This window comes from Leucobacter sp. G161, assembly GCF_001482305.1.
Lineage (GTDB): Bacteria > Actinomycetota > Actinomycetes > Actinomycetales > Microbacteriaceae > Leucobacter.
The window spans coordinates 89,479-101,619 of record NZ_LOHP01000063.1 but is presented as its reverse complement, the minus strand read 5'-3'; the positions used below and the strand labels follow the sequence as shown (position 1 = coordinate 101,619).

The window sequence follows — 12,141 nt, the reverse complement described above, 5'->3', positions numbered from 1 at the left end:
CGGGCCCACAGCTACCGACAACCTCGCACATTTGTGCCGCAGCCACCACGCACTGAAAGGCAACTCGGACTGGACAGTGAGACAACTCGCGGGCGGGGTGCTCGAGTGGACGTCACCGACTGGGCGTATCTATATCGACCTGCCACCAGACCTCCTCCCAGAGCTACGGGCTTCACGGCCCAAACCGAAACGCAAAGTGCAATTCGAACCCGCGGTTGAAGAACCCGCGGTTGACGATCCCGCGGTTGAAGAACCCGCGGTTGACGATCCCGCGGTTGACGATCCCGCGGTTGACGATCCCGCACTGCACCCTTTCTAACTGCCCGGCACGCCACTGCGCCGCGGGGTGGAGTGAGCAAGGTTCGGGCTGCCGCGGGCGATCCGTGCCCGACCCCCAGGGTCAGGCGTGCTGTATTCCGGAGGGCACGTGTGCTGTACCGGCTGTTTCGTCGCGACCGAGACACGCACGTCGCGACCGAGACACGCAAGTCGCAGCTGAGTGCGCGCCCTGCGCAAGGCTGCCCGATGGCCCGGCTCATCGCGGCCCCGCGTCGACCTCGCCAGCCACTACACCCGCTAGCGAGAAGAACCCCCAAGCGGGGCCACCCTCCCACTCGCCACCTGCCGGCACACCCTCAACTGCGAAGAACCGGCTTCCCCAAACATCTCTACTTCAAGTGCCTGAAGACTTGCACTGTTGGGGTGGAGCTCTCCTTCAGTAGCACTTCTGGCGCACTCGTCCCCATCGAGCAGCATCACTCCCGTCAACCGCAGCGGACGGCGCAACCCAGAACTTTTTGCAGCACAACCAAGCGAATAGCGATACGGTTGTAGTCGAAAGGTGGGTGGGTTATGCCAGAAGCTTCACCGTTAGCAGGCATTCACCTCGTCTCTCTCGCCACAAATCTCCCTGGTCCGCTCGCTGCTGCACGACTACACGAGCTCGGCGCCACCGTCACCAAGATCGAACCGCCCGCCGGCGATGCGCTCGCGCAGGGGGCACCAGGCTGGTATTCGAAGCTCACCCGCGGCCAGACGATCCTTCGGCTCGACCTGAAAGTGGAGACCGACATCGACAGGTTTGCGGATGAGCTCGCCCGCGCCGACCTTCTTCTCACAGCGATGCGTCCCTCCGCTGCAGAGCGGCTCGGCCTTCCCGACATCGTCGCCGGGCTTCCTCGGCTCTCCGTCGTCGAGATCGTTGGGTCCGACGACGCGGAGCGCCCGGGCCACGATCTGACGCACCAGGCCGAACACGGGTTGCTCACGCCACCGCTGATCCCGCGCGTCCTCATCGCGGATCTCCTCGGGGCCGAGCGCGCAGTCTCCGCGATGCTCCTCGCGCTCCTCAATCGCGCCACCAGCGGCCGCGGTGGTCATCATCGCGTTTCCCTCGAGCGGGCAGCAGCTGATGCCAGCGACTCGATGCGTTTTGGCTTGACGACGCCCGGCGGCCTGCTCGGCGGGGCGGATCCCGCTTACGGCTTGTACGACACTGCCGATGGCGTGATCGCCGTTGCCGCTCTCGAGCCGCACTTTCACGAGCGCCTTGCGCTCATGATGGGCGGTTCAACCCGTGAGGCGCTGGAATTCGCGTTTCGCGCCCACCCCACCGCGACCTGGCTCGCACTCGCAGCAGACGCAGATGTCCCGCTGGCGCGCGTGCATCCCAGCACCTAGCCGGTTGCGACAGTCTGACATTTCAAGGAGGAATCATGACCACGAAGTTCGTCACCGGCAAGCCCTCGACGATGGGCGACAGCTACCAGCTCAATACCACCACGATCATCAGGCACTCCGCGCGAACATTCCCTGAGCAGGAGATCGTCTATCGCACGACCAACGGCGAGTGGGGCCGTTACACCTACGGCGAAGCGTACGCACGGACGCAGCGCATCGCGAATGCGCTTGAGTCCATCGGTGTCGAGCCCGGTGACGTCGTCGGCATTCTCGACTGGAACAGCAAGCGTCACTTCGAGCTGTACTGGGCCATCCCGGGCACGGGCGCGGTCATGCTGCAGATGAACCTGCGATTGCCGCCGCTGGACCTTGGGTACGTGACAACGCACAGCGGCGCATCGGTGATCCTTGTCGACGAAACGCTGCTGCCCGTCGCTGAGGGCCTCGCAGCGCACTCCCCGGGGGTGCGGGAGTGGGTAATCATGTCGGATCGACCGATGTCGGAGATCACGACCACGCTGCCGAACGCGCGCCACTTTGAGGAGCTCGTCGCGGATGCGGATCCCGAATACCACTGGCCAATCATCGACGAAAAGTCGGCATACAGCGCCTGCTACACGACGGGCACCACGGGACGCCCCAAGGGCATCTTCTACTCGCATCGCAGTATCTACCTGCACACGCTTGCGTGCGCAGCGAGCCTCGATATCAGCGCGGACGATACCGTGATGCCGGTCACGCCAATGTTCCACTGCCAGAGCTGGGGCTTCCCGCAGGCCGCGGTCTACAGCGCGGCGAAGATTGTTCTGCCGGGGCGGTACCAGGCGGAGGATCTCCCGGCGCTCGTCGACACCCTCATCTCGGAGGAGGTCACGGTCGCCAACGGCGCCCCGGCCATCTTTCAACCGATGCTCAGCTACATCAAGACCCTCGACCCGATGCCAGATCTCAGCCAGGCACGCCTCATTTCCGGCTCCACAGAACCGGCGCTCTCGCTCATGCGCGACTTCTACGAACTCACGGGAGCGAACGTCATACACGCGTTCGGCGCCACAGAATCCTCGCCGTTCGTGAGCGTGAATCTCGGTCTGAAGCCGTCCATGCTCGGCACCGTGAGCGATGAGAAGATGTGGGATCGCAAGCGAAGCCAGGGCCTGCCGGTAAACGGCATCGACATCCGCGTCGTCGACAGCGAGGATCGCGATCTGCCGTTTGACGGCGAGAGTGTCGGCGAGGTGCTGCTGCGGGGGCCTTGGATCGCCGAGCGGTACCACGAGCTCGAGGACGATGCCGACCGGTTCCTCGACGGATACTGGCGCACGGGCGACGTCGGCAGCGTTGACCAGTTCGGCTATCTCAAACTCACCGACCGGCTGAAGGATGTCATCAAGAGCGGGGGCGAGTGGATCTCATCGATCGACATGGAGAATGCGATCGTGGGGATTCCCCGCGTCGCCGACGCCGCCGTCATCAGCGTGCCGCACCCGAAGTGGGAGGAACGCCCACTTGCGCTCGTGGTGACCACCGACGGAGAACCGTTGGCCCTCGACGAGCTCCATGCGGGCCTCGATGGCCGCTTCGCAAAGTGGCAGCTGCCAGAGGAGATCGTGCACGTCGCGCAACTGCCGCGCACCGGCGTCGGGAAGATCGACAAGAAGGCGCTGCGGCTCGAGCACGCCGACGTCTACGGATCCAGTGCGTAACAGCCGGGGCGCTCACCCAAGCTGTGCAGGTGCAGCGGGCGCCGGTACTATCGGGGCATGAGCTACCAGCCACCACCGCCGCAGGTTGTTTACCAGCAGCCGCTGCCGCCACCCGTCAACGCGATGGCGGTCACGTCGCTAATCCTCGGGATCATCGGTGGCCTCATCGGCATCTGGTCCCCCTTCCCGATCTTTGGCATCGTGGCTGGCGCGGTCGCGTTTCTCCCCGCGCTCCTCGCGATCATTTTGGGCCACTCCGGGCTGCGCAGGGCAAAGTACACCGGCGCGGGTCGCGGGGTGGCGCTCACCGGTCTCGTGTTCGGCTACGCCACGATCGCGATCATCGTCGCATCAGTGCTGTTCTGGGCGTGGCTGCTCGCATCCGCGTAGCCCTGCAGCCTCAACGCCGAAGCGCCCGGCGCCCGCTCCCCATCGGGGTCGTGGGCGCCGGGCGCTTCGGGGTGCTGAGAGGCTAGTTCTCGCGGAGCTCGTCCTTGACGTCGTTCCGTGCCTTCACGGCGTCGCGCTCGGCCTCGGCGCGCTTCACGTCGGCCTCGGCCTTCAGCTCGTCGACCTTGTCCTTGGCCTTGTCAACGCCATCTGCGACAGCCTCATGAGCCTGCTCAGCGGCCTTCGCCGCGTTCTGCTTGGCTTCATCAAGAAATCCCATGGTATTCCCCCTTCGTTTCCTGCGGTACGAGACCAGTATTTCGCGGGAATCTGAGTGGAAACACTGGTATTCGGGGGAAGTCTCAGACCGTTTTCAGCCCCGCGCCGGTATTCGCGCGGCCAGGATCGCGCGCACCCGCGGCCAACCCAGCAAGGATGATGTCGATGCCGCGGGCAAAAGATCCGTCGAGATCCTCCTCGGGCCTCGCCGCTGGCGTGCCGGTCTGCGGCAGATCCAGCAACGCACCAAACTCGGCAGCCTGCCGATGCGTCTGGGTCGACTGCGTGTGCCCGAAGGTGTACAGCAGCAGGGTCTTTGCCCCGTCAGCTCCGACGAGTTCAGCGAGGCGCCCCTCCGCTACTGAGGTACCGAGCCGGAATGCCTCAACCGTCGCGACGACGTCGGCGCCGTCGCGCACCGCGAGCATCGCAGCTCGCAGCTCGGTGCAGAGGGCGCGGGGATCCGAGCCGTCGAGCCGCACCCGCCGCACGATCTCATCAGCCATGAGCGCGAGCAGGCTCTGCTTGTTCGGCACGTGATGGTAGAGCGCGCTCGGCTGCACATCGAGCTCCGCCGCGACGCGACGCATCGAGCAGGATTCGAGCCCCTGCGCCGCCAGCACGCGCAGCGCAGCGGCGACCACATCGGCTCTCGTGTTGCGCATTGCATCATTCTATCGGTAACCTGAACACCGTTCACCAGAACACCGTTCAGGTTCTACCTTGGGAGTCCGCATGACCGCTTCGCCAGCCCTCGCCCCAGCGCGCAAGCGCCGCAGCACCGCCACCGATCTCACACTCATTGCGAGCTTCGCTGCCCTCATTGGCGCGTGTTCACTACTCCCCGCGATCCCGGTCGGCGTCGTACCGATCACGCTGCAGACGTTCGCCGTGATCCTCGCCGGCGCCGTACTCGGGGCATCGCGCGGCGCGCTCGCCGTGCTCCTCTGGCTCGCGGTCGGCGCGATCGGGCTCCCCGTCTTCACCGCGAGCGGCGCGGGCCTCGCCCCCTTCGCCGGCCCCTCGGTTGGCTACCTGCTGTCGTTCCCGTTCGCCGCATTCCTCACCGGCTTCATCGTCGAACGCCTCCCCCGCAAGCGCATCGCGACGAGCATCCCCCTCATCCTCCTCGCGGGCGTAGCGGCCTCGGTCCTGGTGATCTACCCGCTCGGCGCCCTCGGCATGGCCTGGCGCGCAGACATGACACTCGCTCAGGCCTTCACCTTCGGGCTGACCTTCCTCCCGGGCGACATCCTCAAGGACGTGCTCATGGCGATCGTCGCGACCTCGGTGCACCGCGCGTTCCCCGCGCTGCTCCCGCCACGCGGCCGCGCGGCCGTCACCGCGTAGGATCACTGGGGTGATCTCGTTCAACCAGGCGGCCGTTGCCGCGCACGACGGGGCGACGATCCTGCACCCGGTATCGCTCACCCTCACCGAGCAGCGGGTGTCAATCATCGGCGCGAATGGTTCGGGCAAGTCAACGCTCGCCCGACTCATCAACGGGCTGGTCGAGCCAAGCGCAGGCAGCGTGACGGTCCGCGAGCTCGACACGGTCACGGATGGCGCTGCGGTGCGGCGTGCCGTCGGCTTCGTGTTCACTGATCCTTCGGCGCAGCTCATCATGCCGACCGCCATCGAGGATGTCGAGCTGTCTCTTCGCCGAGAACACCGCGACTCCGGCGAGCGCCGGGCCGCGGCGCTCAGCGCGCTCGCGCGCTTCGGGCTGGACGGCTTTGCCGAGCGCAGCGTGCACGCGCTCTCGGGCGGCCAGCAGCAGCTCCTCGCAATCGCGACCGTGCTGGCGACCGACCCGCAGATCCTCGTCACCGATGAACCCACGACGCTGCTCGATCTGCGCAACACACGCCTCATCGGCGACCTGCTGCTCGGCCTCCCCCAGCAGGTGGTCATCGTGACACACAACCTCGAGCTCGCTGAGCGCGCGGATCGTACGCTCGTGGTCGAGCAGGGGCGGGTTGTCTTCGACGGCGCACCGGCTGCGGCCATCGCCCACTACCGCGCGAGCGCTGCGTCCGCATGAGTGCCCCAGCAGCGCTCGGCGCGTACATCACCCACCGCGGCCCGCTCCACGCGATCCGGCCCGGCGCGAAGCTGCTTGGACTGTTCGCGTTCGCGATCGCTGTGCTCGCCGCGAAGGGGTGGATCAGCGCCCTCCTCGCACTCGCGATCGGTGTCGCGCTCGCCCTCATCGCCGGCCTCCGCGGCCGTGACTTCTGGCGGGTCGCGCGCACCTTTGCACTGATCGGCGTGCCGCTGTTCGCCTTCCAAACGTGGAACGCTGGCTGGGAGCGAGGCACCGAAGTCATCGCCGACCTGCTCGCGCTCATCTTTGCGGCGAGCGCCGTCACCGCGAGTACGCGCGCGAGCGACATGCTCGAGACGATCGCGTGGGCACTCACCCCGCTCCAGCGATTTGGGGTCGACACCGAGCGGATTGCGCTCACCTTTTCCCTCGCGATCCGCATGATCCCTGCCGTGCAGGAGCTGTCACGCGAGACGCTCCTTGCCGCGCGCGCACGCGGACTCGAGCGCAGCCTTCGCGCCCGCACGGTGCCGCTGGTGTTGCGCACCGTCTCCCAGGCGCAACTCACCGGCCAAGCGCTCGCCGCACGCGGCATCGGCGACGAGCAGGCCCCGTAGGCTAGTCACATGGCCGAAATGCAGGACACCCCCGAGGGCGTTGACGAGAACTACGAGAACACCGAGGCGCGTGCAGCACTGCTCGCGTTTCAGGAGACGCCAGATTACGAGCACCTGGCGACGTTTTTGAACGCCATCCGCGAGGGCTATCTCGTCGTCGACGTCACCGGCACCTCGTCGAAGAAGAAGGGGCCGCGGGTGCGCACGATTCGCTCGACGAAGGGCCAGCTCGTACTGCCAATCTTCACGTCCATGGCCGAGCTCCGGGCGCTCTCGGGGACGGCACGCGGCGAGGAACTCAAGGGCGCCATCATGCCAGCCCGCTCGGCGCTGTCGCTCATCACCGCGGACCGATTCGTAGCCGCGGAATTCGATAAGGCGTCGGCTGGCCTCGTCTGCCTGCGGAAGTTCATCACTCTCGCGATGGCATACGACGAGGTCACCGCCGAGTCGCTGCAGGCGTAACTGCCCCCAGACACACAACAAGGCGCCCCTCGCGTTCGAGGGGCGCCTTGTTGTGTTCAGACGGCTACTTGCCGACGCGGAATGCGCGCACGACCTGCACGACGCCGAGAACGACCATCGAGATGCCGAGCAGCCACCAGAGGGTGACCGCGCCCATGAGCGGCGAGAAGAGCAGTGCAATACCGGCGAGCACCGAGATGATGCCGTAGATGATGCTCCACACCTTGCTCTCCGACTTCGACGCGGTCGCGAACGCGAGCACGCCTTCGAACAGCCAGAGGATACCGACCATGATCGAGAACATGAGTGCGGTGACGACACCGGCAAACACGAGGTTCGACATGATGATGACACCACCGGCAACGTACAGCAGACCGAGGAGGATGTGGCCGACGCGCGACCAACCACCAACCCCACGTGAGAAGATCGCGGTGCCGACGTAGACGATTCCCGTCACAATCGCGTAGGCGCCGATGAGCGCAGCAACGAGAGTGAGCGTGACGCCAGCAGACGTCTTCGGTGCGAAGATGACGAAGAGGCCGAGCACAATCGCAATGAGTCCGCCGACGCCGAAGAGCACGCGTGCGCCATCGGTGGCGCGGGCTTCGAGCGTGGGTTCGGTTCTATCAGTTACAGACATGATTCGTTGCTCCTATCAGGATCTCTAGCGCCCCTTATGTGCGAGCGTTTCTCTCAGCATCTCACTTTTCTGTGATGAACGTGTAGCTTTTCTTTGCGCGAGTCCGATGCCGCCGCCACATTAGACTTGCCTCACGACGGCACGGTGGCCGTTGAGCGCTTTGAGGAGGAACGATGAGCACAGGATCGCACGGTGACGTGCAGCTCGAAAACGAGCATTTCCGGGTGACCCGGTGGACCATCGAGCCCGGTGGTGCGATCCCGATGCACCGCCACGACTTCGAGTACGTGGTGGTCCCCCTCGTCACAGACACCATGCGCGTGACGAACGCCGACGGCAGCGTCATCGAAGCAACACTCGAGACCGGCGTGAGCTACACGCGGCCCGCCGGCGCTGAGCATCTGGTCGAGAACCCGCACTCGACCGCCAACATTGTGTTCGTCGAAGTGGAGAAACTCTCGTGAGCGACCTCATTATCCGCCCCGTCACGCCCGCAGACCGCGATGCCTGGGCCTCGACCTACCGCGGCTACCGCGATTTCTACGAGAAGCCGCACGAACCCGCCGTGTTCGACACCGTCTGGGGTTGGCTCAACGACCCGAGCCACGAGACTCGCGGTCTCGTGGCGGAGCTCGACGGCGAGATCGTCGGCCTCGCCCACTTCCGCACCTTCGCCCGCCCCATTGCGGGATCGACCGGCCTCTACCTCGACGACCTGTTCACTGCGCCAGCCGCTCGGGGCAAGGGCGCAGCGAACGCGCTCATCGAGCGGCTCCGCGCGATTGCGCGCGACGAGGGCGCGGGGCTGGTCCGCTGGATCACCGCCGAGTCGAACACGACCGCTCGCAGCGTCTACGACAAGCTCAACGCCCCGACCTCGTGGGTGACCTACGACGTCACGCCACTCGACTAGCGAGCGCGCAGCCCCGCGGCGGCATGGCGGATCCGCTCCGTGCCGGGAGTCGGCATCGTGATGCCGTGCGCCGCGGGATGCCCCGCGTCGTCGACTGCAACGAACACAATGCTGTCGAGGCGCAGGATCTCCTGCCCCGTCACCGCGTTTTCGACGCTGCAGCTCAGCGTGACCGATGTGCGGCCGAACGCGGCAACCCGGTATTCAAACTCGAGCAGATCACCGCGTGCAGCGCGCGCGACAAAGTCGATCGCCGACATATGGCGTGTCACGACGTCCGTCGTGCCCAACTGCGTCACCGCGACAATCGCGGCTTCCTCGTCAACCCACTGCAGCAGCCTGCCCCCAAACAGCGCGTCGTGCTGGTTGAGATCCTCCGGCTTTACCCATTTACGAACAATGTGTCTATAGCCGTTCATAGGCCAAGCCTAGGTCAGAGCCTGCGCGGGATCTGACCGTAGACTGACCCCATGGTCGTCTTCGCTGGAATCCTGCTGCTCATCAACGCCGCCTACAACGTCATTGTGTGGCCGCGCTTCTGGACGCGCGTGGCGCAGGATCCCCGCGCCCGCGACGAGCAGGGCCGCGCGACCCGCTTCCTCACCGTGCACGCGGTACTCATCTCGGTGGCACTGCTCATTGCGGTCGTCTCCGCAATCGCCGGCGTGCTCCTGCTCGTGCAGGGGTAGCACTTCCGACCGCGCCCGCGTTTCGCAGCCCGGACATGAGTCGGCCCCGCCACCCCGGTGATACCCGGAGGGGCGAGGCACATAGGTGGTTTACTCTGAGTCGTCGGTGACTGCAGCGTCTTCGGCGAGTGCCTCATCGACCTCAGTCGAGTCGGCTTCTTCGCGGCCCGACGACGTGTGCGTCGCGGGGCCGAGGTGCGAAGCCCCTCCCTCGCCAACCCAGCCGTCACCCGGCGTCCGAGCCGGATCCGAATTGTGATCCGGCAGCGCCTTCTTCGTTTCGTCAGCCATTCCCGCGCCCCTTTCAACGGTGAAACATGTGCCCCGAGTCTACGCAGGATTCAGGTCCACGACCAGAGGCCGCTGACGAAAGCCGATAGAACCCTGCCAGCCCTAATAGGATGGCGGAATGAAGCGGATCCTCACCTACGGCACCTTTGACCTCCTGCACTGGGGGCACATCCGACTGCTCAAGCGGGCGAAGAGCCTCGGCGACTACCTCGTCGTTGCCGCCTCCACCGAGGAGTTCAACGCCGGCAAGGGCAAGAAGACCTACCACGACTTCGAAACGCGCAAGAACATGCTTGAGGCTGTGCGCTACGTCGACCTCGTCATTCCCGAGGATTCGTGGGATCAGAAGATCGAAGACGTACGCAAGTACGAAATCGACACCGTCGTCATGGGCGGCGATTGGGAGGGCGACGAGCGATTCGAGATCCTCACGCCGTACTGCAACGTCGTCTACCTCGACCGCACCGAGGGCGTTTCGACGACCAAGATCAAGCGGGACCTCGGCGTCAACGGCTAACGCAGAGCTCCTCCGCCACTCGGCAGCGAACGGCCCCGGATCACCCTTGCACGGTGGTCCGGGGCCGTTCGCGTAGCGCGGGGCGTCCTGCCCGCTACAGCACCTTTGAGAGGAACGCCTTCGTGCGCTCCCGCTGCGGGTTCGTGAGCACCTCAACCGGGTCCCCGGATTCGACGACGACGCCGCCGTCCATAAAGACGAGCTTGTCGGCAACCTGCTTCGCGAACCCCATCTCGTGCGTCACGACGATCATCGTCATCCCGCTCTCGGCCAGGCCCTGCATCACGTCAAGCACCTCGCCAACGAGCTCGGGATCGAGCGCGCTCGTCGGCTCGTCAAACAGCATGAGCTTCGGATCCATCGCGAGCGCACGCGCGATCGCGACGCGCTGCTGCTGCCCACCCGACAGGTGCGCCGGATAGTAGTCGTGGCGATCGGCAAGGCCCACCCGCGCCAACAGCTCCATCGCGCGCGTCTGCAGCGCAGCCTTTGACCCCTTCTTGAGCAACGTCGGCGCCATCGCGACGTTCTCAAGCGCGGTCATGTGCGGGAAGAGGTTGAAGCGCTGAAACACCATGCCGATGTCCCGGCGCTGCACAGCGGCTTCCTTCGGGTGCATCTCGTAGAGCTTGTCCCCCTGCTGTCGGTACCCGACCAACGCACCGTCGACCGAGAGCCGGCCGGCGTTAATGGTTTCGAGGTGGTTGATGCAGCGCAGGAACGTGGACTTGCCCGACCCCGAGGGGCCGACGAGGCAGAGTACCTCGCCGCGCTTGACCTCCAGCGAGATTGACTTCAAGACCTCGTTCGAGCCAAACGACTTCGAGACGGCCTCGGCCTTCACCATGGGAGTGTCTGTCTGATTCATCGTCCGCCTCCTAGGCCGGCTCCGGCCGGTCCGTCTGCTTCTGGCAGTTCGCCGACTACACCGATCGACTGCGTTTCAACGGTGGGCTTCTGGACGTCGGTCCGGGCTTCGACGCCCTTCGCGAAGTGCCTTTCGAGGTAGTACTGGCCGACCATGAGGATCGAGGTGACCACGAGGTACCAGACCGATGCGACGATGAGCATCGGCACCGGCTGGTACGTGACGCCCGCAATGTCCCGTGAGCGGGTGAACAGTTCGCCAATGAACGGTACTGCCGCGACGAGCGACGTCGTCTTCAGCATCGAGATGACCTCGTTGCCCGTCGGCGGGATGATCACACGCATCGCCTGCGGCAGCACCACGCGTGTCATCGTGTGCCACCAGCCGAGGCCGAGCGCGGTCGCGGCCTCGTCCTGACCCTTGTCGACCGCGAGCAGGCCGGCGCGCACGATCTCGGCCATATACGCAGCCTCGTTCAGCGCGAGCCCGATCACCGCGAGCGTGAAGTAGGAGAGGAAATCCTTGGTCGTGAGGGTCACGAACGCCTCTGTGAAGGGGATGCCAATCGTAATCGTCTTATAGACGACGGTGATGAGCCCCCAGAAGGTCAGCTGCACATAGACCGGGGTGCCGCGGAAGACCCACAGGTATACCCACGAGACCGCCTTCACGACCGGGTTCGGCGACTGCCGCATCACCGCGAGCAAGACGCCAAGCACGATCGCAATCACCATTGAATAGACCGTGAGCTGGAGCGTGTAGCCAATCGCGGTGATGATCCGCTGATCGAAGAGGTACTTTCCGACCTCTGGCCAGTTGTACACGGGCCGGTTGAATGCTGAGTCGTAGATGAACAGGGCCGCGAGGACGACGATAATAATCGCGGCGAGCATCCGCCAGGGGTGGCGTCGCTTGATCGCCACAAGCGCTTCGGGTCGCGCGTGTTCTTCGCTGGCATCACCAACTAGATGAGACATATCTCTGCTTCCTAATAAGCGTGCGTGAGATGTGAAGCGGGACGGCCGAGCCTGCGCACGGCCGT

19 protein-coding genes are annotated in these 12,141 nt (G+C 65.2%); 11 read left to right on the top strand and 8 right to left on the bottom strand.

Annotated elements, in window-relative coordinates:
- Positions 1 to 172 precede the first annotated feature (172 nt).
- Positions 173 to 310 (bottom strand): hypothetical protein, encoded by a 138-nt coding sequence (locus AUL38_RS17985; protein WP_083506766.1) that lies wholly within the window; start codon positions 308 to 310, stop codon positions 173 to 175.
- 542 nt (positions 311 to 852) lie between these two features.
- Here AUL38_RS17985 and AUL38_RS10040 point away from each other — a divergent pair.
- From AUL38_RS10040 to AUL38_RS10030, 3 genes are read left to right on the top strand one after another with little or no spacing between them, the layout of a single operon-like run.
- Positions 853 to 1,680, top strand: a complete 828-nt coding sequence (locus tag AUL38_RS10040) for a CoA transferase (RefSeq protein ID WP_059061715.1) — start codon at positions 853 to 855, stop codon at positions 1,678 to 1,680.
- A 35-nt stretch (positions 1,681 to 1,715) separates the two neighbouring features.
- A complete protein-coding gene (locus AUL38_RS10035) occupies positions 1,716 to 3,383 on the top strand; it encodes a long-chain-fatty-acid--CoA ligase (RefSeq protein WP_059061713.1) in 1,668 nt (555 codons plus the stop codon).
- 57 nt (positions 3,384 to 3,440) lie between these two features.
- Positions 3,441 to 3,773, top strand: coding sequence for a DUF4190 domain-containing protein (locus tag AUL38_RS10030; protein WP_059061710.1), 333 nt, complete (start codon positions 3,441 to 3,443; stop codon positions 3,771 to 3,773).
- An 82-nt stretch (positions 3,774 to 3,855) separates the two neighbouring features.
- On the opposite strand, the gene AUL38_RS10025 is transcribed toward AUL38_RS10030, so the two are convergent.
- On the bottom strand, positions 3,856 to 4,053 hold the full coding sequence (locus AUL38_RS10025; protein WP_059061708.1) for a hypothetical protein: 198 nt from the start codon (positions 4,051 to 4,053) through the stop codon (positions 3,856 to 3,858).
- An 82-nt stretch (positions 4,054 to 4,135) separates the two neighbouring features.
- Positions 4,136 to 4,717: a TetR/AcrR family transcriptional regulator gene (locus AUL38_RS10020; protein WP_059061706.1), complete on the bottom strand. Its 582-nt coding sequence runs from the start codon at positions 4,715 to 4,717 to the stop codon at positions 4,136 to 4,138.
- Positions 4,718 to 4,787: 70 nt separating this feature from the next.
- On the opposite strand from AUL38_RS10020, the gene AUL38_RS10015 reads away from it, so the two are divergent.
- From AUL38_RS10015 to AUL38_RS10000, 4 genes are read left to right on the top strand one after another with little or no spacing between them, the layout of a single operon-like run.
- Positions 4,788 to 5,402, top strand: coding sequence for a biotin transporter BioY (locus AUL38_RS10015; protein WP_059061704.1), 615 nt, complete (start codon positions 4,788 to 4,790; stop codon positions 5,400 to 5,402).
- Positions 5,403 to 5,412: 10 nt separating this feature from the next.
- Positions 5,413 to 6,096 (top strand): energy-coupling factor ABC transporter ATP-binding protein, encoded by a 684-nt coding sequence (locus AUL38_RS10010; RefSeq protein WP_059061702.1) that lies wholly within the window; start codon positions 5,413 to 5,415, stop codon positions 6,094 to 6,096.
- Positions 6,093 to 6,716: an energy-coupling factor transporter transmembrane protein EcfT gene (locus AUL38_RS10005; RefSeq protein WP_059061700.1), complete on the top strand. Its 624-nt coding sequence runs from the start codon at positions 6,093 to 6,095 to the stop codon at positions 6,714 to 6,716. Before AUL38_RS10010 ends, AUL38_RS10005 begins: the two co-directional genes overlap by 4 nt.
- Before the next feature lie 9 nt (positions 6,717 to 6,725).
- The gene (locus AUL38_RS10000; protein WP_059061698.1) at positions 6,726 to 7,181 is read left to right on the top strand and encodes an SseB family protein; all 456 of its coding nucleotides are present in this window, start codon (positions 6,726 to 6,728) and stop codon (positions 7,179 to 7,181) included.
- 64 nt (positions 7,182 to 7,245) lie between these two features.
- Here AUL38_RS10000 and AUL38_RS09995 read toward each other — a convergent pair whose 3' ends face one another.
- Positions 7,246 to 7,821: an HdeD family acid-resistance protein gene (locus AUL38_RS09995; RefSeq protein WP_059061696.1), complete on the bottom strand. Its 576-nt coding sequence runs from the start codon at positions 7,819 to 7,821 to the stop codon at positions 7,246 to 7,248.
- A 173-nt stretch (positions 7,822 to 7,994) separates the two neighbouring features.
- On the opposite strand from AUL38_RS09995, the gene AUL38_RS09990 reads away from it, so the two are divergent.
- Together AUL38_RS09990 and AUL38_RS09985 are read left to right on the top strand one after the other, a co-directional pair.
- Positions 7,995 to 8,285: a cupin domain-containing protein gene (locus AUL38_RS09990; protein ID WP_059061695.1), complete on the top strand. Its 291-nt coding sequence runs from the start codon at positions 7,995 to 7,997 to the stop codon at positions 8,283 to 8,285.
- Positions 8,282 to 8,734 carry a GNAT family N-acetyltransferase gene (locus AUL38_RS09985; protein ID WP_059061693.1) on the top strand — a complete coding sequence of 151 codons (453 nt, stop codon included), beginning with the start codon at positions 8,282 to 8,284 and terminating at the stop codon, positions 8,732 to 8,734. The genes AUL38_RS09990 and AUL38_RS09985 overlap by 4 nt, the downstream gene beginning before the upstream one ends.
- On the opposite strand, the gene AUL38_RS09980 is transcribed toward AUL38_RS09985, so the two are convergent.
- Positions 8,731 to 9,153, bottom strand: a complete 423-nt coding sequence (locus AUL38_RS09980; protein WP_059061688.1) for an acyl-CoA thioesterase — start codon at positions 9,151 to 9,153, stop codon at positions 8,731 to 8,733. The two genes, AUL38_RS09985 and AUL38_RS09980, sit on opposite strands and share 4 nt — an antisense overlap.
- Positions 9,154 to 9,204: 51 nt before the next feature.
- Here AUL38_RS09980 and AUL38_RS09975 point away from each other — a divergent pair, with 51 nt between their 5' ends.
- Positions 9,205 to 9,423, top strand: coding sequence for an SCO4848 family membrane protein (locus AUL38_RS09975; RefSeq protein ID WP_059061685.1), 219 nt, complete (start codon positions 9,205 to 9,207; stop codon positions 9,421 to 9,423).
- A gap of 90 nt (positions 9,424 to 9,513) precedes the next feature.
- Here the strand turns inward: AUL38_RS09975 and AUL38_RS09970 are convergent, their stop codons facing one another.
- The gene (locus tag AUL38_RS09970) at positions 9,514 to 9,714 is read right to left on the bottom strand and encodes a hypothetical protein (RefSeq protein ID WP_059061661.1); all 201 of its coding nucleotides are present in this window, start codon (positions 9,712 to 9,714) and stop codon (positions 9,514 to 9,516) included.
- Positions 9,715 to 9,832: 118 nt separating this feature from the next.
- On the opposite strand from AUL38_RS09970, the gene tagD reads away from it, so the two are divergent.
- Complete coding sequence (gene tagD / locus AUL38_RS09965; RefSeq protein WP_059061658.1) at positions 9,833 to 10,231, top strand: glycerol-3-phosphate cytidylyltransferase; 399 nt, start codon at positions 9,833 to 9,835, stop codon at positions 10,229 to 10,231.
- Positions 10,232 to 10,325: 94 nt separating this feature from the next.
- On the opposite strand, the gene AUL38_RS09960 is transcribed toward tagD, so the two are convergent.
- Positions 10,326 to 11,099, bottom strand: coding sequence for an amino acid ABC transporter ATP-binding protein (locus AUL38_RS09960; protein ID WP_059061656.1), 774 nt, complete (start codon positions 11,097 to 11,099; stop codon positions 10,326 to 10,328).
- The gene (locus tag AUL38_RS09955) at positions 11,096 to 12,076 is read right to left on the bottom strand and encodes an amino acid ABC transporter permease (RefSeq protein ID WP_059061654.1); all 981 of its coding nucleotides are present in this window, start codon (positions 12,074 to 12,076) and stop codon (positions 11,096 to 11,098) included. The genes AUL38_RS09960 and AUL38_RS09955 overlap by 4 nt, the downstream gene beginning before the upstream one ends.
- Positions 12,077 to 12,141 lie beyond the last annotated feature (65 nt).